This is a genomic window from Corynebacterium kalinowskii, assembly GCF_009734385.1.
Classification (GTDB): Bacteria; Actinomycetota; Actinomycetes; order Mycobacteriales; family Mycobacteriaceae; genus Corynebacterium; species Corynebacterium kalinowskii.
The window spans coordinates 1-24,639 of the sequence record NZ_CP046452.1; the positions used below are offsets into that span (position 1 = coordinate 1).

General features: G+C 59.3%; 21 protein-coding genes and 2 tRNA genes. 14 read left to right on the forward strand and 9 right to left on the reverse strand.

The window, feature by feature from the left end:
• The 9 genes from dnaA to CKALI_RS00045 all read left to right on the forward strand — a co-directional run bounded on the left by dnaA (position 1) and on the right by CKALI_RS00045 (position 12,118).
• Entirely contained in the window at positions 1–1,506 is a 1,506-nt protein-coding gene (dnaA, locus tag CKALI_RS00005) for a chromosomal replication initiator protein DnaA (protein ID WP_231580482.1), read from the forward strand.
• Between the two features lie 490 nt (positions 1,507–1,996).
• Positions 1,997–3,181, forward strand: coding sequence for a DNA polymerase III subunit beta (gene dnaN, locus CKALI_RS00010; RefSeq protein ID WP_156191376.1), 1,185 nt, complete (start codon positions 1,997–1,999; stop codon positions 3,179–3,181).
• Complete coding sequence (recF, locus tag CKALI_RS00015; RefSeq protein ID WP_156191377.1) at positions 3,182–4,354, forward strand: DNA replication/repair protein RecF; 1,173 nt, start codon at positions 3,182–3,184, stop codon at positions 4,352–4,354.
• Entirely contained in the window at positions 4,338–4,877 is a 540-nt protein-coding gene (locus CKALI_RS00020) for a DciA family protein (protein ID WP_156191378.1), read from the forward strand. Before recF ends, CKALI_RS00020 begins: the two co-directional genes overlap by 17 nt.
• A 137-nt stretch (positions 4,878–5,014) precedes the next feature.
• Positions 5,015–7,036, forward strand: coding sequence for a DNA topoisomerase (ATP-hydrolyzing) subunit B (gyrB, locus tag CKALI_RS00025; RefSeq protein WP_156191379.1), 2,022 nt, complete (start codon positions 5,015–5,017; stop codon positions 7,034–7,036).
• A 108-nt stretch (positions 7,037–7,144) separates the two neighbouring features.
• Positions 7,145–8,095, forward strand: a complete 951-nt coding sequence (locus CKALI_RS00030; protein WP_156191380.1) for a pyridoxal-phosphate dependent enzyme — start codon at positions 7,145–7,147, stop codon at positions 8,093–8,095.
• On the forward strand, positions 8,092–10,686 hold the full coding sequence (locus tag CKALI_RS00035; protein WP_156191381.1) for an FAD/NAD(P)-binding protein: 2,595 nt from the start codon (positions 8,092–8,094) through the stop codon (positions 10,684–10,686). Before CKALI_RS00030 ends, CKALI_RS00035 begins: the two co-directional genes overlap by 4 nt.
• Before the next feature lie 14 nt (positions 10,687–10,700).
• Positions 10,701–11,396, forward strand: a complete 696-nt coding sequence (locus CKALI_RS00040) for an ABC transporter ATP-binding protein (RefSeq protein ID WP_231580483.1) — start codon at positions 10,701–10,703, stop codon at positions 11,394–11,396.
• The gene (locus tag CKALI_RS00045; RefSeq protein WP_156191382.1) at positions 11,396–12,118 is read left to right on the forward strand and encodes an ABC transporter permease; all 723 of its coding nucleotides are present in this window, start codon (positions 11,396–11,398) and stop codon (positions 12,116–12,118) included. The genes CKALI_RS00040 and CKALI_RS00045 overlap by 1 nt, the downstream gene beginning before the upstream one ends.
• A gap of 6 nt (positions 12,119–12,124) precedes the next feature.
• Here CKALI_RS00045 and CKALI_RS00050 read toward each other — a convergent pair whose 3' ends face one another.
• From CKALI_RS00050 to CKALI_RS00060, 3 genes are all read right to left on the reverse strand, one after another.
• Positions 12,125–12,541 (reverse strand): DUF6918 family protein, encoded by a 417-nt coding sequence (locus CKALI_RS00050; protein WP_156191383.1) that lies wholly within the window; start codon positions 12,539–12,541, stop codon positions 12,125–12,127.
• A 9-nt stretch (positions 12,542–12,550) separates the two neighbouring features.
• The gene (locus CKALI_RS00055; protein WP_156191384.1) at positions 12,551–13,498 is read right to left on the reverse strand and encodes an L-lactate dehydrogenase; all 948 of its coding nucleotides are present in this window, start codon (positions 13,496–13,498) and stop codon (positions 12,551–12,553) included.
• A 695-nt stretch (positions 13,499–14,193) separates the two neighbouring features.
• Entirely contained in the window at positions 14,194–14,403 is a 210-nt protein-coding gene (locus tag CKALI_RS00060; RefSeq protein WP_156191385.1) for a CopG family transcriptional regulator, read from the reverse strand.
• Positions 14,404–14,487: 84 nt separating this feature from the next.
• Between CKALI_RS00060 and gyrA the strand changes: the two genes are divergently transcribed.
• The 4 genes from gyrA (at position 14,488) to CKALI_RS00080 (ending at position 17,662) form a co-directional block, all read left to right on the forward strand.
• Positions 14,488–17,082 (forward strand): DNA gyrase subunit A, encoded by a 2,595-nt coding sequence (gyrA, locus tag CKALI_RS00065; protein WP_156191386.1) that lies wholly within the window; start codon positions 14,488–14,490, stop codon positions 17,080–17,082.
• Positions 17,083–17,085: 3 nt separating this feature from the next.
• A complete protein-coding gene (locus CKALI_RS00070; RefSeq protein ID WP_156191387.1) occupies positions 17,086–17,424 on the forward strand; it encodes a DUF3566 domain-containing protein in 339 nt (112 codons plus the stop codon).
• A gap of 79 nt (positions 17,425–17,503) precedes the next feature.
• A tRNA-Ile gene (locus CKALI_RS00075) sits at positions 17,504–17,580 on the forward strand.
• 9 nt (positions 17,581–17,589) lie between these two features.
• Positions 17,590–17,662 (forward strand) — tRNA-Ala (locus CKALI_RS00080).
• A 248-nt stretch (positions 17,663–17,910) separates the two neighbouring features.
• On the opposite strand, the gene CKALI_RS00085 is transcribed toward CKALI_RS00080, so the two are convergent.
• The 6 genes from CKALI_RS00085 to CKALI_RS00110 all read right to left on the reverse strand — a co-directional run bounded on the left by CKALI_RS00085 (position 17,911) and on the right by CKALI_RS00110 (position 22,494).
• Complete coding sequence (locus CKALI_RS00085; RefSeq protein ID WP_156191388.1) at positions 17,911–18,195, reverse strand: hypothetical protein; 285 nt, start codon at positions 18,193–18,195, stop codon at positions 17,911–17,913.
• 237 nt (positions 18,196–18,432) lie between these two features.
• On the reverse strand, positions 18,433–20,310 hold the full coding sequence (locus CKALI_RS00090; RefSeq protein ID WP_156191389.1) for a heavy metal translocating P-type ATPase: 1,878 nt from the start codon (positions 20,308–20,310) through the stop codon (positions 18,433–18,435).
• 159 nt (positions 20,311–20,469) lie between these two features.
• Entirely contained in the window at positions 20,470–20,685 is a 216-nt protein-coding gene (locus tag CKALI_RS00095) for a hypothetical protein (RefSeq protein WP_156191390.1), read from the reverse strand.
• Between the two features lie 155 nt (positions 20,686–20,840).
• Positions 20,841–20,993, reverse strand: a complete 153-nt coding sequence (locus CKALI_RS12240) for a hypothetical protein (protein WP_231580484.1) — start codon at positions 20,991–20,993, stop codon at positions 20,841–20,843.
• Positions 20,994–21,363: 370 nt separating this feature from the next.
• Entirely contained in the window at positions 21,364–21,600 is a 237-nt protein-coding gene (locus tag CKALI_RS00105) for a heavy-metal-associated domain-containing protein (protein ID WP_042622839.1), read from the reverse strand.
• 153 nt (positions 21,601–21,753) lie between these two features.
• Entirely contained in the window at positions 21,754–22,494 is a 741-nt protein-coding gene (locus tag CKALI_RS00110; protein WP_156191391.1) for a Crp/Fnr family transcriptional regulator, read from the reverse strand.
• A gap of 340 nt (positions 22,495–22,834) precedes the next feature.
• Here CKALI_RS00110 and CKALI_RS00115 point away from each other — a divergent pair, with 340 nt between their 5' ends.
• Entirely contained in the window at positions 22,835–24,619 is a 1,785-nt protein-coding gene (locus CKALI_RS00115; RefSeq protein WP_156191392.1) for an alpha-amylase family glycosyl hydrolase, read from the forward strand.
• Positions 24,620–24,639 lie beyond the last annotated feature (20 nt).

Genomic DNA, 24,639 nt, shown 5'->3' on the forward strand with positions numbered 1-24,639 from the left:
GTGACCCATATTTCGGAAGACTTGCAGTCGACCTGGCAAGAGATCGTCGCAGATCTCGGCCAGCTTGCTGAAGACCCCACCTCGGGTGTCGCACAGTTGACTGCAAAGCAGCGAGGCTTTCTGAAGCTGGTTAAACCGATCACTTTTGTTCCTGGCTACGCAGTCATCTCTACGCCACACAACATGGCTCGGGATGTCATCCAAAACGATCTCGGCGATGCCATTTGCCTCGTCCTGCAGCGCAAAATGGGACAGCCGTTTTCTCTCGCGGTGTCCGTCGAGCCGGAAAATCCGTCGCAGCCAGAGTTGCCACTATCAACGATGCCTTCCACCCCCACCATGCCGTCGCGGGAAGAGTTGGACCAACTGCAGCAATCCCACGACCATCGGGAACAGTGGGAAGAGGTAGTCGTCGATACGCCCCCTGCCCCCGAACCTCAGCGCTTGCGTCGCGACGTCCCCGCAACCGACAAGCGCGAGATGTCCCTCAATCCGAAGTACACGTTTGAGAACTTCGTTATTGGTAGCTCGAACCGCTTTCCGGTAGCGGCCGCCGTTGCGGTCTCCGAATCGCTGGCTCAGGCCTACAACCCGCTGTTCATTTGGGGTGGCTCAGGCCTGGGCAAGACACACCTGCTCCACGCGATCGGTAATTACGCAAAGGTGCTCCAGCCCGGTTTGCGGGTGAGGTATGTGTCCTCGGAAGAATTCACCAATGACTACATCAACTCCGTCCGCGATGACCGCCAGGAGAAGTTCAAGCGCAATTACCGCAACCTGGATGTTCTCATGGTTGATGACATCCAGTTCCTGGAGGGCAAGGAAGGTACCCAGGAAGAGTTTTTCCATACCTTCAACGCCTTGCACCAGGCAGACAAGCAGATCGTGCTGAGCTCGGACCGTCCGCCGAAGGAACTGACCACCCTTACTGACCGCCTGCGCACCCGCTTCAAGGCCGGCCTGATCACCGATATTCAGCCGCCGGATTTGGAAACCCGCATGGCAATTTTGTCGAAGAAGGCGCAGTCCGAAGGTACCGTTGTCGACCACGAAGTACTGGAACTGATTGCGTCCCGCTTCGAAACCTCGATTCGCGAATTGGAGGGCGCGCTCATTCGAGTGACTGCCTACTCTTCGCTGATCAAGGAACCTATCGACCTGAAAATGGCGGAAATCGCGTTGCGCGACATCATGCCTGACGCCAATGACCTTGAAATCAGCGCGGACCACATCATCGAGCAAGCAGCGACGTATTTCGACATTTCGGTAGATACCCTCACGGGCGTCGGTAAGACGCGTGCAGTAGCGCACGCACGGCAGATCGCCATGTACCTGTGCCGCGAACTCACGGATCTGTCGTTGCCACGCATTGGCGAGCACTTCGGCGGCAAGGACCACACCACGGTGATGTATGCGGTGAAGAAGATCAACAAGGAGATCGCAGAAAAGCGCGATACTTACGATCAGATTCAGGCGCTGACGCTCAACATCAAGAAGCGGAAATAGCCCGGTTCGCTGTTAGCCCGTCATTAGGATTTTGCAATAAGAATCCGAATGACGGGCTTTACTCATTGCCCCGAAATCTATCCACAGCTGTGTAATTACATGTGAGTAATTTGGTGAACCGGGACACAAAACCGCATGTGGAGAACTAGAAGCTTTCTGTGCACCATTCGGTGGAGCAATTGTGGATAACTTCGAGTCTGAAAAATCATCCCCACAGAAGTCAATCTATCCACATCGCGTCCACACGTTGTCCACACGCTAGACTTGAGCCAGGACGCTGTGGAAACGCACACTTATCCACAGTTTGCACAGGACTTACTGTAGTTACCCTCTTTTTACTAGAAATTTAAATAGAAGAAAGAGGGTGTGGGGATAGAGCCTTTGTCGGTGCGCGGCAAACCGCAAACGACAAGAGCTGAGCTTTCACGAATCGGCGAGCCCAGGTACGTTTGTGTGTAATTCAAGAAAAATCGAAGGAGTTTAGCGAGCTATGGAATCAACGTCGGTTTCCTTCCGTGTTGCCAAAGATGATTTGGCTAACGCGGTGGCATGGGTTGCACGTAGTTTGCCGGCAAAGCCAACGCAGCCGGTGCTTCGTGGCATGCTCATTACCGCTGACGATGAAGGACTCGAGCTCGCAGGCTTCGACTACGAGGTTTCTACCAAGCAGCGCATTTCGGCGGAGGTTGCCCAGCCGGGTCGTATTGCCGTGGCCGGTAAGCTGATTGCTGAAATTACAGCGACGCTGCCAAACAAGCCGGTCGATGTCACCGTCGACGGCTCCAAAGTTCTGGTCTCCTGTGGTGCTTCCCGCTTCGAACTGCCAAGCATTCCGCTCGATGATTACCCGCAGCTACCAGCACTTCCTGAGGTCACCGGCGCCATTGATCCATGGCTGTTCACTGAAGCCGTCACCCAGGTAGCCACCGCTGCTGGTCGCGATGAGACGCTGCCCATGCTCACCGGTGTGCATCTTGAGATTCATGGCGAGGACGTCCTGCTCGCAGCGACGGACCGGTTCCGTCTGGCGGTGCGCAGCTTCAACTGGATTCCTCGCAATCCGCAGGTAGAAGCCAAGCTCCTGATCCCTGCCAAGACGCTGCTCGAAAACGCCCGCAGCCTGGACACATCGCTGAACGATCCTGTCGAGATCGCCGTCGGCAACGACGAGCAGATCGGCCGCGAAGGCCTTTTTGGTGTTCACGCCGACACCCGACAGACCACCACTCGCATGCTCGATGCGGACTTCCCTAATTTCCGCCCGCTGCTGCCAAAGTCCCACACTTCCATCGCGAGCGTGGAAATCGCCCCGCTTCTCGACGCCATCCGCCGCGTCGCCCTCGTTGCAGACCGCAACGCGCAGATCCGCATGAGCTTCACGGAAGGCCAGGTTGTTCTCGATGCTGGCGGTAGCGATTCCGGTCATGCCGAAGAAGTTCTGCCTTGTGCTTTTGCCGGCGAACCACTGCATATCGCCTTCAACCCGGGATACCTGAAGGACGGTCTCGGCGTGATTCACACGAACCGCGTGGTGTTCGGATTCACCCAGCCTTCTCGACCTGCGATCATGATCCCTGAGCCAGAGGTATTGCCGGAGGCTGATGCGAACGGCGAGTTCCCAACCCCGCAGACTGACTTCACGTACCTGCTGATGCCGGTTCGACTGCCAGGATAAATGCACCTCAAGAGCCTGCAGCTTCGTGATTTCCGCTCCTGGCCCACTCTCGAATTGGAGCTTGAGCCAGGAGTGACGGTGTTCGTTGGCCGCAATGGCCATGGTAAGACGAACATCGTCGAGGCCATCGGATATGTAGCGCACTTATCCAGCCACCGTGTGTCCACCGATGCACCGCTCGTGCGCTCGGGTCAAGACGGCGCCCTGATCTCAGCAACCGCGATCAACGAAGGCCGCGAGCTTACCGCGCACTTGCTGGTCAATGCCCACAAGGCAAACCAAGCACAGATTAATCGCACGAAGCTCGGCAGTCCGCGCGAGGTGCTTGGTGTGGTCAAGACGGTGCTTTTTGCTCCAGAGGATTTGGCGCTGGTTAAGGGTGAACCGGCGGAGCGTCGCAAATATCTGGACACTATTCTGGCTAGCCGCCAGCCTCGTCTCGCCGGCCTCAAAGCCGACTACGATCGCGTGCTCAAGCAACGCAACGCCTTGTTGAAGTCTGCTGGTAGTGCCTTGCGCCGCGGTTATGGTGACACCGACGGGGCTGCCGCCTTATCGACGCTCGATGTTTGGGATTCCCACTTGGCCCACCTGGGCTCACAACTGATTTTTCATCGCCTACAGCTAGTTGAAGAACTACAAGTCCAGGTGCCAGAGGCGTATTCGACGATCGCACCGGAATCTCGGCCAGCTTCGGTGGCGTACAAGTCCACCGTGCCAGTTGATAACCCTGACGAGGCCGTATTGGAAGCCGCGATGCTCGCGGAGCTAGGGGCGAAACGCCAACGGGAAGTTGAACGGGGCATGTCACTCGTTGGCCCGCACCGTGATGATCTGGAACTCATCCTTGGCTCGGACCCGGCGAAAGGGTTCGCCAGCCATGGTGAGACCTGGTCATTCGCGCTGTCATTGCGGATTGCTGAGTTTCGGCTGATTAAAGGCACGGGGTCCGACCCGATCCTGATCTTGGATGATGTCTTTGCCGAGCTTGATGCGAAGCGTCGTGCGAAACTTGTCGAGATTGCGGACGGGGTGGAACAAGTGCTGATTACCGCCGCCGTGGATGCCGATCTGCCACCAAATCTCACGGAGACCCATACCCACACGGTCACGGCGATCGAGGATCCTCAACTGGGCCGAATCTCAAGGTTGGACTATGACAGAGCCCATTGATCCAATCCAGGCAGCCTTCGAAAACTTGCGCAAGCAAGCCAAACTGAAGACCGGCCGGGTCCCAGATTTGAGTAAGCAGGGGGAGCGACGACGTCAGAAACCTGCCGCCAAACTGCCAAAACAACGCGGAATTCCGACTGGTCGGGATGGTCGCAGACTGCCGAAAAAAGACAACATCAGCGCATTTGGTGACGTGCTAAAAACCGAGATTCGCAGTCGGGGTTGGCAGAAGGACATCGCAGGTGGCTGGGTGTTTTCACATTGGCACCTGCTGGTGGGCGAGAAAATTGCGCAGCACACAAAAGTGGAAATGCTGAAAGAAAAGTCCTTGTTCATTTCGTGTGATTCCACAGCGTGGGCCACAAATTTGCGACTCATGCAGCGGCAGATTCTGCAGGAGATTGCGAAGCAGGTTGGACCCGATGTGGTGGCTGAGCTAAAGATTTTTGGACCGAATGTTCCGAGCTGGCGTAAAGGTCCGCTTCACGTGAAGGGGCGTGGGCCCCGGGACACGTATGGGTAAGTAGCAGAATGAGCAACGACTGCGAAAATCCCGTTCATATTCGATTCTGAGCGTTGCGCCTGTGCCCCCGGTAGGGGAGTGCACAGTGTAAGATGGAGGGGTCTATCAGCAATTAGAGCAAGGAGTGCTAGCGACCCGTGGCTGCGCAACATGAATACGACGCTTCATCGATCACGATCCTTGAGGGTCTTGAGGCCGTCCGCAAGCGCCCTGGCATGTACATCGGTTCCACCGGTGAGCGCGGCCTCCACCACCTGGTGTGGGAGGTAGTTGACAACTCCGTCGATGAAGCGATGGCAGGTTACGCTTCCGCCGTAACGGTCACCTTGCTCGAAGATGGTGGCGTTGAGGTTATCGACGACGGCCGAGGCATCCCGGTCGATATGCACCCATCCGGCGCCCCAACGGTCCAGGTGGTCATGACCCAGCTGCACGCCGGCGGTAAGTTCGACTCCGAGTCTTACGCTGTGTCCGGTGGTCTGCACGGTGTGGGTATTTCCGTGGTGAACGCCCTGTCCACCCGTGTAGAAGCGGATATCAAGCGTGATGGAAAGCACTGGTACCAGCGCTTTAATATGGCTGTTCCGGAGGAGCTGGAAGAGGGCGGTAATGCTCGCGGCACCGGTACTGTCATTCGATTCTGGCCAGACACCGAGATTTTTGAAACCACAGAATTCAAGTGGGACATCATCGCTAAGCGTTTGCAGGAGATGGCCTTCCTCAATAAGGGCTTGACCATCACGCTCGTCGATAAGCGCGTGACCGCAGAAGAGCTCGAGCTGGAGGCACTCGCCGAGTCCGGCGACGCAGCTATTTCTCTTGATTCCGTGGATGAAGTAGCAGAGAAGAAGCCAAAGCCGAAAGAAAAGAAGAAGGTTTTCCACTACCCGGAGGGCCTGAAGGACTACGTCAACTCGATCAACAAGACGAAGACGGTCGTTCACCCGACGATCATCTCTTATGAGGCAAAGGGCGAAGGCCACGAAGTTGAGGTGGCCATGCAGTGGAATTCCGGCTACTCGGAGTCTGTGCACACCTTTGCCAACACCATCAATACGCACGAGGGTGGCACGCACGAGGAAGGTTTCCGTGCGGCGCTGACCTCATTGATGAACAAGTACGCCCGTGAGCACAAGCTGCTCAAGGAAAAAGACACAAAGCTCACCGGTGAGGACTGCCGTGAAGGCCTCGCCGCTGTAGTCTCCGTCCGCGTAGCTGAACCGCAGTTCGAGGGCCAGACCAAGACCAAGCTTGGTAACACCGAGGTGCGCTCCTTCGTTCAGAAGGCCACCAACGAGCACCTCGCGGATTGGTTCGATGCCAATCCTGCCGAGGCCAAGGTCATTATTTCTAAGGCAGTGTCTTCCTCCCAGGCTCGTCAGGCTGCCCGCAAGGCGCGCGATCTGATTCGCCGCAAGTCTGCCACCGACCTCGGTGGTCTGCCGGGCAAGCTTGCCGACTGCCGTTCCAAGGACCCGGTGAAGTCCGAACTCTACATCGTGGAGGGCGACTCCGCAGGTGGCTCTGCAAAGTCCGGCCGTGACTCCATGTACCAGGCGATCCTCCCGCTCCGCGGCAAGATTCTTAACGTGGAGAAGGCCCGCCTCGACAAGGTGCTCAAGAACAACGAAGTTCAGGCCATCATCACGGCGCTGGGCACTGGTATCAACGATGAGTTCGACATCAACAAGTTGCGTTACCACAAGATTGTGCTTATGGCCGACGCCGACGTCGACGGTCAGCACATCGCAACGTTGCTGCTCACCTTGCTCTTCCGCTTCATGCCAGACCTGGTCAAGGAAGGCCACGTCTACCTCGCGCAGCCACCGCTGTACAAGTTGAAGTGGCAGGGCAAGGGCGAACCTGGCTTTGCTTACTCGGATCTGGAGCGCGACGAGCAGCTGGCCGAAGGCTTGGCGAAGGGCCGCAAGATCAACACCGACGACGGCATCCAGCGCTACAAGGGCCTCGGCGAGATGAACGCCAACGAGCTGTGGGAAACCACCATGGATCCATCCGTGCGTATCCTGCGCCGCGTGGATTTGGAAGATGCCCAGCGTGCCGACGAGCTGTTCTCCATCCTCATGGGCGACGACGTCGCAGCTCGTCGCTCCTTCATTACTCGCAACGCGAAGGATGTTCGCTTCCTGGACGTCTAATTAGTGCCGGAATGGTCAGAATCGTGCGTAGATTCTGACCATTTCTTTTTTGTAAATTATTGAAAACAACCGATAGGTTTTCTGTTCCACAAATTTATAGTGGGGAGAATGACACACCCATCGAAGCTATGTAATTCCATCGCTGATGCCATGGGAAGTACTCCACTAGTCAGCCTGGCACCCCTAGGCCTAAAGAACCTACAAGCATGGGCGAAGCTTGAACAGTTCAACCCAGGGGGAAGCGCAAAGGACCGCACGGCCCGGGCAATGGTGGAGAAGGCTCACCTCACTCCCGGCACGATGGTGATCGAGTCCAGCTCTGGAAACTTGGGATTGGCGCTGTCGCGCGAAGCAGTATTGGGCCACTGGGACTTTCACTGTGTGGTGGATCCGCGAGTCAACAAAGCAACCGTGGCATACATGAAGGCCCTGGGTGCAACCGTGCACCAATTGACCGAGCCAGACCCGGAGACCGGGGACTGGTTGGTCGCGCGGCGGAAGAAGGTCGCAGAGCTCCTCAAAGAGAACCCACAAGCCATCAACCTGGATCAGTACTCCAATACCGCGGCCTTTGAGGCACATGCCACCGGCACAATGCGCGAGATCCATCAGCAGCTGGGTCACGCGCCAGACTTTGTGCTCGTTGCGGTAAGCACGACGGGAACCATTGGAGGATGCCAGCGCTACCTGCACGAATATGAGCTGGAGACCTCCCTCATCGCCGTCGACGCGGAAGGCTCGGTGCTCTTCGGTGGCCAGCGCGGAGCGCGCCAGCTACCGGGCTTCGGGGCTGGAGTCGTACCGGAACTATCAGAGCAGGTGAGACCGGATCGGGTGATGAGGATTGCGGATGGGGCGTCGATAAGCGCGGCGCGGAAGCTAGCTCGGTCGGCGGCGATCATGCCGGGGGCTTCGGGAGGTGCGGTGATTGCTGCGCTGCAACAGCTAGATAGTGAGCTGACAGAGCCGGCCGAAGCCGTCGTGGTTATTCACGACAGTGGCAATTTCTACCTCGAGACGATCTACAACGACGAGTGGGTGCGGGAGAACGTGGGATGAAGATAGCGATTGTTGGGGGAGGTCCGCGCGGATTGTGGGCCACCGAAGAGTTGATGAATCTGGCGTGGCAGCGAGGCTTGGCGTTAGATGTCACAGTGTTCGACGCAGGGGGAGTGAAGGCTTACGACCCAAACCAGCCGGACTACTGGTTGCTCAACGCCCCTGCGGAGATTGTGGAGTCCACGACCCTGGGATCGTTTAATGAGTACACGGGCAATACCGAGAAGTATCCGGCGCGGGCGCAAGTGGGGAAGTTCCTGGCCAAGTCGTGGGACACGTTGCCTGTTCCGCCTGAGTGCACATTGAATCGAGTGGCACGGCTCGTGGCGGATCCCCGGGAGCTGACCAGCACTTATGATCACGTGCTGGATGTGACAGGCCATGAGACGAGCTGGCCAGGGGAGATGCCCGATGCCTTGAAGGTTTATCCGCACGGGTCATTAGACCAGGTGATGCCGGGTAGCACGGTGGCGATCAGGGGCACAGCACTGACCTTCATCGACGCCGTCCTAGACCTCACCCTCGGCCGTGGCGGCCACATCAAGGACGGCCTCTACCATCCTTCAGGCTACGAGCCAGCGCAGATCATCCCGGTCAATCGCTCGGGGCGATTCATGAACGTCAAACCTGATGTCTCGCCGAATGTCGATGATGTAGTGGATCGATTCGGGGCAGCTGTTCTGGCAGCAACCACAACCGAGGAGATCGTGGCGACTCTGCAGGCTGCGGCGGGATTGCTGACTAGTGACACTGATCAAGACATTGCGGCTGTTCTGGCTGGGGCGGACGCGCCGGAAGATGGGGTCGAGGAACTGCGGCACAGCTTGCAGGTGGCCCTGGGGGAAAAGCCCCTGGATGCGCGGGCTGCCGTCGGCGTGGTGTTTCGCGCGCTGTATCCGCAGCTCGTGGAGCTGATCTCCTTCCACGAGCCACTGCCAGGCTTCCGGGAGCTCGCCCGCATTCTGGAGCCGGTCGCGTTCGGCCCGCCGTCGCTCAGCGCCCAGCGGGTTCTCGCCCTTATCGACGCCGGCTTCATCGCTTCCCCCATGACTGGCGACTTGCCAGAGGCCGATGTCACTATCGATGCTGTTCAAGCGCCCCCACCGAACCCGCCTGTGCGCACGGATCGCGATGGATTCCTTCCCGGCTGCGACAACTTCGCCGTGATTGGCCGAGCCACAGAGCTGTGGGTGCTCGGCAATGACACGCTTTCTCGCGCTTATCATGATGTGATTCCGCGGTGGGCGCGCCGGGTAGTGGCCGGAATTTCCCCAGCTCGGGTGCATGGAATTCCGCCAATGCAGGCGCGCCTGGAGCCATGGGCGTCGGAGTTTGTGGGTTCCTTCGCGGAAGCCGATGACCTCATCACCCGATACGGCAGCCCGGTGAACGTGCTGCACTCAGAGCCGATGCTGCGCAATGCACAGGAATTGGTGGACGCTGGAACTCAGCATGGGGTGGACGTGCGGGTCTTTTTCGCCCGTAAAGCCAATAAGGCCTTGACCTTTGTCGATGCCATCCACCAGGCCGGTCATGGGGTGGATGTAGCCAGCTTCCGGGAGCTCGAGCAGGTACTGGGTCGAGGTGTGCCAGGGGAGAACATCATCTTGAGCGCAGCGATCAAGTCGGAGCAACTGCTTCGGCTGGCCGTCGAGCGGGGCGTGACGATCAGCGTAGACAATGTAACAGAGCTGCGGCGCATCACCACGCTGGCGGATCGCCCAGTGCGCGTCGCCCCGCGCCTGGCTCCGAACCCTAACCGCCTCCCGCCGACCCGTTTTGGGGAAAGGACCACCACCTGGATCGACGCTCTGACCAGCATCGACCTCGGCCACGTACAAGTGACGGGAGTGCACGTCCACTTGCATGGTTACAGCGCTGCCGACCGAGTCACCGCTTTGCGCGAGGCCTTCGCCCTCATCGACGTCCTCCCGCATGACATCGAGTTCATCGACCTCGGCGGCGGCGTCCCCATGAGCTATCTGGCTGATGCGGGCGAATGGGACCGTTTCCAGACGCTGCGGACCACTCAGCATATTGCCCCGTTCACCTGGAAAAACGACCCGCTCGCCACGATCTACCCGTATTGGCAAACTCCGACGCGTGGCGAATGGCTGGATAACATCCTCTCCGCCGAGGGCATCGCCAGCGGATTGACGGAGCGCGGCTTGCGCTTGCATGTGGAACCGGGACGCTCGCTTCTCGACGGCTGTGGCCTCATCCTCGCCCAGGTGGAGTTCGTCAAGACCCGCAGCGACGGGCTGCCACTGGTTGGCCTGGCGATGAACCGCACCCAATGCCGCACCACCTCGGATGATTACACTGTGGATCCGCTGCTGATCAGATCCCCGAATTCCGCGCCTGGACCCGAAATCGAGGCCTTCCTGGTCGGTGCCTATTGCATTGAGGATGAGATCATTTTGCGGCGTCGCATCCGTTTTCCGGAAGGAGTTAGCCCCGGAGACATCGTTGCCATCCCCAATACCGCCGGCTACTTCATGCATATTTTGGAAAGCGCCTCGCATCAGATTCCGCTGGCCAAAAATGTGGTGTGGCCGAATGGAACGCTCGACGCGATTGACGAGGCATAACTACAGTTAATTCTGTGAACACAATCGTCTCCGCGCGTGGTGTCAACATCACGCGCGGCAAGAACCACATCCTGCACGATCTCACCTTTGACCTGCAGCCGGGCAGCATCACCGGCATTATCGGCCCCTCCGGCTCGGGCAAAACAACGCTGATGCGCGCCATTGTGGGCGTGCAAAAGTACGAGGGCGACCTCGAAGTTCTGGGGCATCAAGCTGGGGCGAAAGACAACCGCGGGCGCATCGGCTACATGACTCAAGCCGCGAGCGTGTACGAAGGACTCACCGTCCGCGAGAATCTGACGTACTTTTCGCAGCTCACGGGCGAGAAAAATGACACCGAGGACACAATCGAATTCCTCGGACTGACCCAGCAACGCGACCAGAAAGTGAGCACTTTATCTGGTGGTCAGCGAAATCGGGTGAGCTTGGGAGCTGCGCTCGTCGGCAAGCCAGCGTTGCTCGTCCTCGACGAACCGACAGTCGGCCTGGACCCGCTGACCCGCGAAAATATCTGGTCGCACCTGCGGTCGTTGGACACCAGCATCCTCATTTCCAGCCACGTCATGGATGAGGCAGCGCGGTGCGACGACATTTTGCTGCTTCGCGACGGCCAACTCCTCGCGCACTCCTCGCCTGCCGACCTGCTCGTTGCGGCGGATGCACCAAACTTGGACGCGGCGTTTTTGAATCTGATCCGGAAGGCGCAGTAATGATCCTCGCAACTGTCAACCGCATTTTGCGGGAAATCACCGGCGATAAACGGACCGTGGCCCTCATCGTGGCGGTGCCATCACTGCTGCTCACGCTGCTGTACTTCGTGTACGACGGCTCCCGACTGTTCAACTCGGTGGCCGTGATGATGCTCGGGGTGTTCCCGATGCTGCTGATGTTCATCGTTGCGTCGGTGACTATGCAGCGCGAACGCAAGTCCGGCACCCTCGAGCGCCTCATGACTACTCGGCTGACCACCGTCCAGCTGCTGCTGGCCTACGGCATTGCGTTTAGTCTCTTTGCACTGGTGCAGGCGTTAGTGCTGGTGTGCATCGCGTACTTCTTCCTCAATGTCACCACCGCCGTTGCCATCGGTTGGATCTTTCTCGTTGCGCCCCTTGCCGGCATTCTCGGCGGTGCCTTTGGCCTTCTGGCCAGCGCTTTTGCCGAAAACGAGTTCCAGGCCGTGCAGTTCATGCCCGTCTTCTTTGGCCCGCAGTTCTTCCTGGGTGGCGTGCTCGTTCCGCGCGCAGACATGAATTCTGTCCTGCACGCCGTCTCGAACTTCTTGCCGCTGTCCTATGTGATCGACACGTTGCGGTCGTTCCTGGTGGATTCCTCTTTGGGATCCGACACCTGGTGGAACCTGGGCATCGTCTTCGCCTTTGCCTTAGGTGCGTTAGTGCTGGCGGCGGTTTCGATGCCACGGGCGACCAAATAGGTACTGCTAAGCCGCGTGCTTTTCGACGATGTCGCCCAGCCCACGAACGTTTTCGGCCAACACCTTGGCAACCTTGCCACGGAGCGAGTTGTACACCTTGACCAGGGTCTGGTTGGTGACGTTCTTGGACTGGCCGTCAGCAACTTGTAGGAGTTCCTCGGCAACGCGGTCCTTGTTGGCATCGAGCTGCTCACCGAAAGAGGTGCCTTCTGGCTTGGAGTCCCAGTAGGGGTTGAGGACACCGATGACGTCGTTAAGCACGTGGCCAAGACCAGCCTCGACGATGTTCGGCTTTGCCTTTGTCGCGGCCGCGAGACCGCCCTTGAGGGCCATGCCGGTGATGCCCGACTGGTTATTGACGGTGGTACGGGCGAAATCGGCGAGGTCGGAGACGAGGGCTGCGCGGTCGGAGATTGTGATCATGCAGCTAGTTTAGCTAAAGAACTCTTTCTGCACCTCGCGAAGAGTGGACGCAGAGTGCTTGAACCGCTCCATCTCATGATCGGAAATTTCCAGCTCCACGACGCGACGGATGCCCTTACGATTCACGATCGCAGGCGTGCCAATGTAGATGTCTTCCTCGCCGTACTCGCCCTGCAACAGCGCAGAGACCGGCAGCGCCACATCCTGGTTTTGCAAGATCGCGCGGGTGATGCGGGCCAGTCCCATGCCGATGCCATAAGAGGTGGAACCCTTCGCATCGATGATGGTGTAGGCGGCGTCGCGGGTTTCCTGGAAAATCTTCTCCAGCTTTTCTTCCAGTGATGGGTCCTTCTCCAGCTGCTTGCGCATGGACACGCCGGCGATGGTCGCGGAGGAGAGAACCGGCAGCTCGGTGTCGCCGTGCTCGCCGATGATGTAGGCGTGGACCGAGGTAGGGGAGACCTGGTACATCTCACCAAGCATGTAGCGGAAACGGGCCGAATCGAGGATTGTGCCGGAGCCGAAGACGCGCTCGTGTGGCAGCCCGGAGTACTTCCAGGCAGCGTAAGAAAGGATGTCTACTGGGTTGGAGGCGACAACGATGATGCCGTCGAAACCGTTGGCCATGATCTGATCCACGATCGACTTCATGATCTTCATGTTCTTATCCACCAACTGCAGGCGGGTCTCGCCCGGCTTCTGGGCAGCACCGGCGCAAATCACCACGATCGCTGCATCCTCGCAGTCTGCGTAGGAGCCCTTGGTGACCTTCGTACGCGAATGCGCCCACACGACACCATGGTTGAGGTCCATGACGTTGCCTTCGAGCTTCTTCTCGTCAATATCAATGATCGCGAGGTGGTCGCACGTACCCTGGTTGACCAGTGCATATGCGTAGGCGACGCCGACGTCGCCCGCGCCGATGAGAACTACCTTGTTGCCTACAGTTTGCTTCATTGCCTGTTGTGCCTTTCCGGTTGTGAGGTTCCCTGGGAGGTTTAACCTCATTATGCGCCTGTTTCTGTATCGATGCAGCACTCAAGTGAGGTGAAATCGGACATAGTCAGACAAGATCGGGCAAAAGCGGGCGTTTGGGTTTTGGTGGGAATGAAATTGAGTGACCATTGCAAAATCTCATTCGGGAAGCCCCCAGCCCGGTCGAGGTGGGGACTGTGGGTAAACCTGGTGCCGTGGAGGAGGTTTACCCATCATTCCGCGCCCCAGGCCTACCGATCGGTGGGTAAACCTCCTGGCGCCCTCAAGGTTTACCCACCGCGTTCCTCTTCAAACCAAGAGCAAACCCCTCGGCCGCCGAGGAAAGGGCAGGGCCGAGGGGTGCAATACAGGGGGTCGCAACTCTTCCGCCACAGTGGTTCACTGTAGTCACAACGTTCACAACTGTAACATAAGTCTAGGATCTGTCGACAATATACGAGCACAAAGCGTGCCCCAGAATTTCATTGGAACCATTCAACGGCTCCAATGCCAAGCACGCCGAGCGAACATACTCACAGTGGTCGGCCACGGAAGCGAATACCGGAATTCCGGCGATATGCGGCTTTACCAGGGCGGATAATGCCACTAAGGCCCCTAGTGAACGAACTGAGGAACCCGTGTGCGAGCAAATGGCGTCGGCAAGCGAGAGCACATCCTCAGCGTCCACGCCGCACCCGGCCATGCAACGCGTTGTAGGAAGCGACTGATCGCCGGGCGAGCTCCTGAAGCTCTGCGGTCTGAACGGTGCGGGCGGCCTTCTCCAGGATCGCCTGGCGGGCCGCCTCCTGCTTGGACACGCCGAGGGAGGAGGCCAACACAATGAGGGCAGCGTCTTCGGCGGGAGAGAGTCTTAAAGTAAATGCCATGATACCAAAATGATACCACTCACGGCGGGAGAACCTCGCAAAACGTACACTAGAGGGGATCCCGACCAGAAAAGGTAAAAGAAGTTGAGCGACGAGAATCTCTTTGATCGCGTACATCCGATTGATATCAATGAGGAAATGCAGTCGAGCTACATCGACTACGCCATGTCCGTCATTGTCGGTCGTGCGCTCCCCGAGGTCCGCGATGGCCTGAAGCCGGTCCACCGCCGCATCCTCTACGCAATGTACGACAACGGTTTCCGCCCGGACCGCTCTTATGTGAAGTCCGCAAAGCCGGTCGCAGAGACCATGGGTAACTACCACCCGCACGGCGACGTCGCGATTTACGACACCCTCGTCCGCATGGCCCAGCCGTGGAATATGCGCTACCCGCTCGTCGACGGCCAGGGCAACTTCGGTTCCCGCGGCAACGACGGCCCAGCAGCTATGCGTTACACCGAGTCCCGCATGACGCCACTGGCGATGGAGATGGTGCGCGACATCCGCGAAAACACCGTCGACTTCATCCCGAACTATGACGGCAAGACCACCGAGCCGACGATCCTGCCATCGCGTGTGCCTAACCTGCTGATGAACGGCTCCGGCGGTATCGCCGTGGGTATGGCTACCAACATCCCGCCACACAACCTGAACGAGGTTGCCGAGGCCATCTACTGGATGCTGGAAAACCCAGAGGCCAACGAGGCTGAGCAGCTCGAAGCCTGCATGCAACGCATCAAGGGCCCTGACTTCCCAACGTCCGGCCTCATCGTGGGCACCGACGGCATCAAGGATGCCTACACCACCGGTCGTGGCTCCGTCCGCATGCGCGGCGTGACCTCCATCGAGGAGGAAGGTTCCCGCCAGATCATCGTCATCACCGAGCTGCCGTACCAGGTCAACCCGGATAACCTGATCTCAAACATCGCGGAACAAGTCTCCTCCGGCAAGCTCGCCGGCATTTCCCGCATTGACGACGAATCCTCTGACCGCATCGGCATGCGCATCGTCATCACCCTCAAGCGCGATGCTGTGCCACGCGTGGTGCTAAATAACCTGTACAAGCACTCTCAGCTGCAGTCCAATTTCGGCTGCAACATGCTCTCCATCGTTGACGGAGTGCCACGCACCCTGCGCATCGACCAGATGGTCCGCCTGTACACCGATCACCAGATCGAAGTCATCGTTCGACGCACCCAGTACCGCTTGGATGAGGCCGAAAAGCGCGCCCACATCCTGCGTGGCCTGGTCAAGGCGCTGGACATGCTCGACGAGGTCATCGCGCTCATCCGTCGTTCCCCGACGGTGGATGATGCCCGCACCGGCCTGATCGCGCTTCTCGACGTCGACGAGATCCAGGCCAACGCGATCCTGGAAATGCAGCTGCGTCGCCTCGCAGCCCTGGAACGCCAGAAGATCGTCGATCAGTTGGCCGAAATTGAGCTCGAGATTGCCGACCTGAAGGACATCCTGGCCTCCCCTGAGCGCCAGCGTGCCATCGTCCGCGACGAGCTCATGGAAATCGTGGAGAAGTATGGCGACGAGCGTCGCACCGAGATCGTGGCGGCCACCGGCGATGTCACTGAGGAAGACCTCATCGCTCGCGAGAACGTCGTTGTCACCATCACTTCCACCGGCTACGCCAAGCGCACCAAGGTCGACGCATACCGCTCCCAGCGTCGTGGTGGCAAGGGCGTGCGCGGCGCAGAACTGAAGCAGGATGACATCGTCCGGCACTTCTTTGTCAGTTCCACGCACGACTGGATTCTGTTCTTCACCAACTTCGGCCGGGTCTACCGCCTCAAGGCCTACGAGCTGCCGGAAGCATCCCGTACCGCCCGTGGCCAGCACGTGGCTAACCTCATGGAATTCCAGCCGGGCGAGAAGATCGCCCAGGTCATCCAGCTGCAGACCTACGAGGATGCGCCATACCTGGTGCTTGCCACCCAACAGGGTCGAGTGAAGAAGTCTCGCCTGCTCGATTACGAGACCGCTCGCTCCGGTGGATTGATCGCCATCAACCTGAACGAGGGCGACACCCTCATCGGTGCAGCGCTGTGCTCTTCGGAAGACGAGCTGCTATTGGTGTCCGAGGAAGGTCAGTCGATTCGCTTCAAGTCCGACGATGAAACGTTGCGCCCGATGGGCCGCGCTACTGCCGGTGTGAAGGGTATGCGTTTCCGCGGCGACGACCAGTTGCTGGCTATGTGTGTGGTCCGCGACGGCGAGTTCCTCATGGTTGCAACGTCTGGTGGTTACGGAAAGCGCACCCATATGGAGGAGTACTCCGTCCAGGGCCGTGGTGGCCTGGGTGTGGTGACTTTCAAGTACAACGCCAAGCGCGGCAAGCTAATCGCCGCCCTGGCGGTGGATGAGGATGACGAGATCTTCGCCATCACCTCCGGTGGCGGTGTCATCCGCACCGAGGTCAACCAGATCCGTCCAACATCTCGTGCGACAATGGGCGTGCGCCTGGTTGATCTGCCATCCGGTACGGATCTGCTGGCGATCGACAAGAACGTCGAAGCAGAAGGCGAGGAAGAAGCCGAGGCTGTGGCAACCGGTAAGGTGCCGGCCCCTGCAGACAAAGCCCCTGCTCAGACTGAGAAACTCGAAACCGTCGTAGAGTCCGCTGACCAGCCGCTCGATGCGTCGGGCGTGCCACAAGAAGAGGATTAATCCATGGCTGAACGTAAAGTGACGGTTCGTAACGTCTCGCCGCTGTCCGCCTTCCGCACAGCACTTGTGCTGTCGTTGGCCGGGCTGGTGGCCTGGATGATCTGCGTAGCCCTGCTCTACGTCGGCATGGATGCGGCCGGTGTGTGGGATGACCTGAACTCCGTCATCGGCGGCGCGGGTGGCGAGGGCACAGTGACCTTCGGGCTCATCATGTCCGTGGCTGGTTTGATTGGCGCGATTATCGCCGTGCTGGTGTCTGTGCTTGCACCGATGGTGGCGCTCATCTACAACGCCACGGTGGATCTGTTTGGCGGCCTCGAAATCACGCTTCTCGACGACTAATCCAGGCATACAAAAATAGGGCTTTACCTGCTGATTTGGTTTCTTGTTAAACGGTGGGTAAAGTTCTATTTCGTTCCCAGGGCCTATAGCTCAGTCGGTTAGAGCGCATCGCTGATAACGATGAGGTCGCAAGTTCGATTCTTGCTAGGCCCACCAGGAACAAATGGGGCATTAGCTCAATTGGTAGAGCACCTGCTTTGCAAGCAGGAGGTCAGGAGTTCGATTCTCCTATGCTCCACAGCTAAGATCCTCACACCAAAGGTGTGAGGGTCTTTTTTGTTTCTCTAATCCCGCTTAAGTTCTAGGGGTCCTGGAAACACCTGATTGTTGTGAGGTGTTTCCACGGGGTCGGTATGGGATCCTGATCCGGTTGTTGTTGACGAATATAGGTGCCTACGCGGTGGTCGGGAAGACACCACTGCCTATCAAAACTGCGATACCCATACCTGGCAGGGGTCGCCATGGAATCAGTGGCTTCTGTGGTGCTTAAAACTGGGAGAAGGTTACCTGTAACCGCGTCGTTCTTTTTGACTGCGTAGTGCAGTCTCTATCAGGAGAAAACATTTCCTCGTTAGCAATGCCACTCTCAAATAGCTTCTGCCAACGGCTACCCAGCGTTGATGATTCAGGCGCAATAGGCCATTTACGCTTGAACTGCGCACCAGAAACCGTCCAGGGGAACACTATTTCCAGTGGAACTCCATCCGAGAGAGCTGCGGCACTGCTTGGAACGAATTTGTCTGCCCACTCGCCGTTTGGCAGTTTTTCCATTTGCTGTCCTCTTCGGGCGCATCCACTAAGTTAAGGGAGTTCAGTTTATCCTTTTCGGAGCCGCTGATTCGCTGGTAATAGACTTTTGCCTGCTGCTTCATTCGGTCTGCATGGCGTTTCGGTTTACCGGTTGAAGTGTTGGGATGCTGGATTCCCACGGGATCTGGTGCACAGGGGAAAGCCCCACCGGGAAGACCTGGAGGAAAACCGGAGGGGCTGGCTGTGGCGATTGTGTCGTTAGGCGCTTAGCGTCTCCTTCGCGGCGTCAGCAGTACTGACGTCTGCCTTGTCCTTGTCTTCCTTCAGGGTGGGGCGCAGCAGCAGCATGGCTATCGCGATGACGATCAGGACGCTAGCTTCGTGGACGAGCATGCCAATCGACATGGTCACCCCACCGAGCAGCACACCGACCAAGAGGATCGCCACGGTGGCCAGGGCGATGGCGATATTGACCCGCATGGTGCGTACCGTGCGCTGGGCCAGACCCAGGGCGTACGGCAGGCGGGGGAGCTTGTCGGCCATCAGGGCGATATCGGCTGTCTCGATGGCGGCAGGTGAGCCAGCAGCCCCCATCGCCACGCCGATGTCGGCCTGAGCGAGTGCCGGCGTGTCGTTGACACCGTCGCCGATCATGGCCACGGTGCGGCCCTGGGCCTGCAGGTCCTTGACGATAGTGAGCTTGTCCTCGGGCATGAGTTCGGCCCGGACCTCGTCGACCCCGAGTTCGGCGGCGACGTTGCGGGCCACCCGCTGCGCGTCACCGGTGGCCATGATCACGCGCACACCCTTGTCATGCAGCGATCGGATAGCGGCCGGTGCGTCGTCACGGATGGTGTCGGCCACGGCGACGATGCCGATGGCGCGTCCGTCGACACCGACGTACATGGCGGTCTTGCCCTGGTCATTGAGTTCAAGGATGCGGGTGGTGTCCGGGGCGTGGTCGAGCAGCTCGACGGAACCGACGGCGACGGTATGGTCGTCGACCTTCGCGATGATGCCCTTGCCGGTAACCGGTTTGGCTTTCTCGACCATTTCGATGGTCAGTCCCTTGTTCTCCGCGCCGCGGATGATCGCCTCGGCAAGGGGGTGCTCGGAGGCGGTTTCGGCACGGGCGGCCAGGGTGAGCATCTCATCGTCCGAGTAGGCAGGGTCGAGGACGTCGACGTTGGTCAGCTTGGGGCGGCCGTTGGTCAGGGTGCCGGTCTTGTCGACGACCACGGTGTCGACCTTCGCGGAGGTCTCCAGGTATTCGCCACCCTTGATGAGCACCCCGTCCTTAGCGGAGCGTCCGATTCCGGCGACAATCGAGACCGGGATGGAGATGACCAGCGCCCCGGGGCAGGCGATGACCAGCAGGGTCAAGGCCAGTTCCACATTGAGGGTGATCAGGCCAACGGCGAGGGCGGCGACCATCACACCGGGGGTGTAGTACTTCGAGAATTTCTCCAGGAACGTCTGGGTCTTGGCTTTATCGTCCTGGGCGTCTTCCACACGGTGGATGATCTTGGCCAGTGTGGAGTCCGAGCCGATGCCAATCGCCTCGATGCGCAGCACCCCGGAGCGCAGCCAAGTACCGGCGAAGACCTCCGAGTCCTCGGCCTTCTCAGCGGGTACAGATTCCCCGGTGATGGTGGCCTCGTCGACCCCGCCGTGACCGGAGAGCACGCGTCCATCGACGGGGATCTGCTCGCCGTTTTTCACGAGCACGACGTCACCGGGGGCTAGTTCCCAGATCTCAACGGTTTCGGGCTCACCGTCGCGCAGCACGGTGGCGGTCTCGGGGGCAGCGTCCACCAGGTCCGACAGTGCCTTGCGGGTGCGGTTCATCGTGGCCTTCTCCAGGGCCTTGCCCAGGGCGAAGAGGAAGGTGACGGCGGCGGATTCCCAGTAGTTGTTGATGAACAGCGCGCCGATGGCGGCGACGATGACCAGCAGGTCAATCGAGATCATCCTAATGCGCAGGGCTTGGACGGCGGAGACGGCGATCTGCCAGCCGGCGACCACCGCGGCGGCGATCATGAATCCGTCTGACAGCCACCCAGCGGGGGTGAGCCAGGACAGGATAATCAACAGGCCTGAGACGGCGACCACGCCCCAGGTTTTCCAGGTCTTCATGATGGGTGTCCTTTACTTCTTGAGGGTCTTTTTCTTGTGCCACCCATTAAGTTAGGACGATTCCGGAGAAACCTCCTTGACCTGGATCAATTACCCACACACCTCCGACCTGACGAGGCGTCGATCATGCTCCTTTCCCGGGTACTCGGATAGGGGTGTTTAGTAGGCCGAGGGTTTGGCGGTACAGCCGGCGTCCATGAGAGGGCCGGTGTGAGTGCTCAGCCATTCCCGGATCGGGTGGCGGCCGTGTGGGTCGGGCGCCGCAAGGGAGGGGAACAGGGCGAGGTCGTCATCTACGCGTCGCTGGTAGGCGTCACGGGTCTCCTTGAGATGTCCTAGGTGGATAGTGTCGTCCTGGCCCGCAGGACGACTCACGCGTTACAACGCCGCCGCACTGTGATAGGCGGCACCCTGGATGTTGCCTGTATTCAGGTCTCGAGTTCTTGCGAGAAGATTCGGTCCCTGTCGTTCACGGGTCGGTGTGGGCATGAGGACAGCGTGGCTCCCACTTCGGAAAGATGGTCCAGTCGCTAATGATCGTGGGCGTTGACAATGGCGTTGACCTTGGCATCCACAGCCTCCAGTGTGCTCAAGTCCTGGCGGGCAGTGTCGGTGTCCACGCCGTGCCCCTTCATCAGGAAGTCCAGCTTCGGGTGCAGCTGGGCGAGGGTATCGTTCGTCATGCGGGAGGGGTCACCGCCGTGGGCGGCGCATAACGCGTTCGCCTTGGCGTGCAGTGAGGAGACGGATTCGAGGTCCAGATCCGACTAGTCGAAGTTCTCGACCCCGTGGTCCTTGAGCAGGAAGTTCATCTTCTCGTGGAGATTGGCAAAGGTCACTTCGGCCATGGTGGTGTCCTTTAATGATGAAGATCAGGTGTTTTCTGTGATACTCATTAAGTTATGAACAATCCGGAGAAAGTACCTTGATCCGCATCAAGTACACGCAAAGTGAGATCTGGATCGCAAAAAGACTGTGGTGCTCGTAGCCCGGGGGCACAGATGGCCCGCCGGCACTTTCTGGTGCGGGCGGGCTTGTGGGGTCGGGAGTGCGTCAGATCGCCGACGGCTTGGCGGTGTAACCGACCTCGGCTACCGCGGTGACCAGGTCACGTACGGAGACCTTCTGTGGGTCGTGGGTGACCAGGATGCGTCCGGAGGAGAACTTCACCTCCGCATTCTCCACGCCGTCCAAACCATTCAGCTTGTTTTCGATCTTGGCGACACAGCTCGGACAGGTGAACTCATCAGAGCGCAAGGTGGTGTTCTTCAGCGTGGCCGGGGCGGTCATCGTAACCAGGTCCTTTCATCTTTTATCGTCATGTTCCTGTGCTTGCACCTTTAAAGATACGGTCCTTTCCGGGTTAATTCCTTGACCTAGATCAAACAACGACAAATCTCTCCTACCAGGAAATTGTCCTGGAAAAGAGAGGGATGTGGGCGTTTAGAGGCCGGCGACCAGGTCGCCCAGGGCCTGGTGGTTGGTAATGGCGATCCATTCGCGGCCGGAGTCGATGACACCGGTTTTCTTCATCCGCGCCATTGCCCGGGAGGCGGACTCGACGGTGGTGCCGGCCATGCCGGCCACGTCGTCGCGGCGCAGGCGGACCTGCAGCAGGCTGGATCCGTCTTGTCGGATTTGCCCGAGCTTGGCGTCCAGGTATTGGAGGGCGGCGGCCACGCGCTGCTCGACAGTCGAGGTGGTCTGTGCGGTCTCGCGTTCCCGGGACCGGACCAATTGGTCCTGCTGCATCCGCATGATCGCCAACGCCAGTTGCGGGTAGGCGTCCACGACCTCGGCCAGGGCCTCGGCGGGCAGGTAGAGCGCGCAGGTGGTCTCAATCGCCCAGGCGGAGTCGGTGGCTGGGGAGCTATAGGTGTGCAGTGGGCCGATGATATCCCCGGGGGCGGCGATGTCGACGGTGATTTCGCGGCCATCGATGGTGTCCCGGGTGATCCGGGCCCGACCGGAGGCGACCATATAGCTGCCCTGAGCCTGCTCGCCGGCTAGGAGGATGGGATCACCCGCGGCCCAGGCGCAGGAGGTCAGATGCTGATCGAGTTCCCTGTGCTGTTGTGGGTTCAGCTTCTTGGTCAGCGGGGAACGGGCCATGACCTGCATGCGCACGTCCAGGGAGCACTGGTGGGGTTGGGCACAGTTGTGACGGACGGGATTGCGGGCCATAAGCCCCATGCTATCAATCCCGGAGAGCAATGACCGCGGAAGCGGAGGAACAAAAGCCTCCGACACAACCGACAGCCGCGCCCCCTCACCACTCGCTGCCTAAGGAGTGGGCAGTGGAGGTGATGTCGGTGACGGTCCTGATGAGCTCGTCCACAGATACTTGTTGTAGGTCATGGAACACCACGAGATGGCCGGGCGGTACTACCACTTGGACAGAGGCCACCCCCTCCAGGTCACTGAGTGTGGTCTGGGCGGTGGCGCACAGTCCCAAATATTTGTCTAACGTGGTCTATATGGTGGCCGGAACCCCGAGCCCCTCATACAGATTGCAGAGGAACTGATGACAAGTACTACTGAGCGCTGGAATGGAATGGGCGCGATCGTTGGAGACGGTGGCGTCGCATTTCGAGTCTGGGCTCCGCACGCGGACACCGTGGTCGTGACGGGTGACTTCAACAAGTGGAGCGAATCCGCGAATCCGCTCGAGTCGGAGGGCAACGGCTACTGGTACGCGCTGGTGCCGGAAGCGAAGACGGGCGACGAGTACAAGTACATCATCACCAATGGCGAGCAGGTGCTCTCCAAGCGCGATCCATACAGCTACCTGGTCACCAACTCCGTCGGTAACTCGGTAATCTACGACCACAGCGCGTTCGACTGGGAGGGCGTGCAGGCGCACTGCCCGCCTTTCAATGAGATGGTCATCTACGAAATGCACGTGGGCACGTTCAACTCCGTCGATGGCGGGGTCGGCGATCTGGAAGGGGCGATGGAGCGCCTCCATCATGTGCTCGAACTTGGAGCGAACACCGTCCAGCTGATGCCAGTAGCCGAGTTCGCTGGCGACCAGAGCTGGGGCTACAACCCAGCCGATCCGTTCGCTGTGGAGTCCGCCTACGGTGGCCCAGATGCTCTCAAGCAGTTCGTGAAGAAGGCCCATGAGATGGGCATCGCGGTCATCCAGGACGTCGTGTACAACCACTTCGGCCCCTCTGACCTCGACCTCTGGCAATTCGACGGGTGGAGCGAGAACGGCAAGGGTGGCATCTACTTCTACCAGGACTGGAAGTCGGAGACCCCGTGGGGCGATACCCGCCCTGATTATGGTCGAGAAGAAGTCCGTCGCTTCATCCGCGATAACGCCCTGATGTGGCTAAAGGACTACCGCATGGACGGCCTGCGCTTGGACATGACGCCATACATGCGGTCCAAGGACGGATCCTCAATGGACATCCCAGAGGGCTGGTCGATGATGCGTTGGATCGCCGACACCGTCCGCGAGGAGTTCCCGGGCCGGATCCTGATCGCTGAAGATTTGCATGGCAACCCACTGGTAACTTCCACTGCCCCCGACGGAGCCGGCTTCCACTCGCAGTGGGACAGCCACTTCGTCCACCCGGTCCGTGAGGTCATTACTGAAATCGATGACGAATGGCGATCCATCCCTGCCATTGTCGAGGCAGTCACCACCGACTACGGCGATGCTTTTGCACGCGTCGTCTACACCGAGAGCCACGACGAGGTAGCCAACGGCAAGGCTCGCGTCCCGCAAGAGGTCAACCCAAACGATCCGTCCGGTTGGGTTGCTCAGAAGTTGTCGACCCTGGGCGCCGCCCTCGCTCTGACCTCCCCCGGCATTCCGATGCTGTTCCAGGGCCAGGAGTTCCTCGAAGGCGCCTGGTTCCGTGACAGCGTGCCGCTCGACTGGTCACGCGACGAGAACTACGCCGGCATCGCCAACCTCTACCGTGACCTGATTAACCTACGCCTGAATCGCAGTCAGTCGACCCGGGGCTTGACCGGGCAGAACACTGCCATCCTCAAGGCCGACGATGAAGCTAACTTCCTGGTCTTCCACCGCTGGGCAGAGGGCGGTGTAGGTGATGACGTGGTCGTCGTAGTTAACCTGGACAGCGAGGTTCGCGAGAAGGTCGATATCGGCCTGCCCGCCGGCACTGAGAAGTGGACGCTGCGTTTCAACAGCGACGCGAAGCACTACAGTTCGCTGTTTGGCGGCTTCGCATCCTACGATATGGAATCCTACGAGGGAGGCCTCGACGGCCAGCCTCGCCACGGCAACCTGTCGATTGCGCCTTACACGGTTCTGATTTACTCGCGGGGCTAACGCAGCTGGTCGTGATGCGG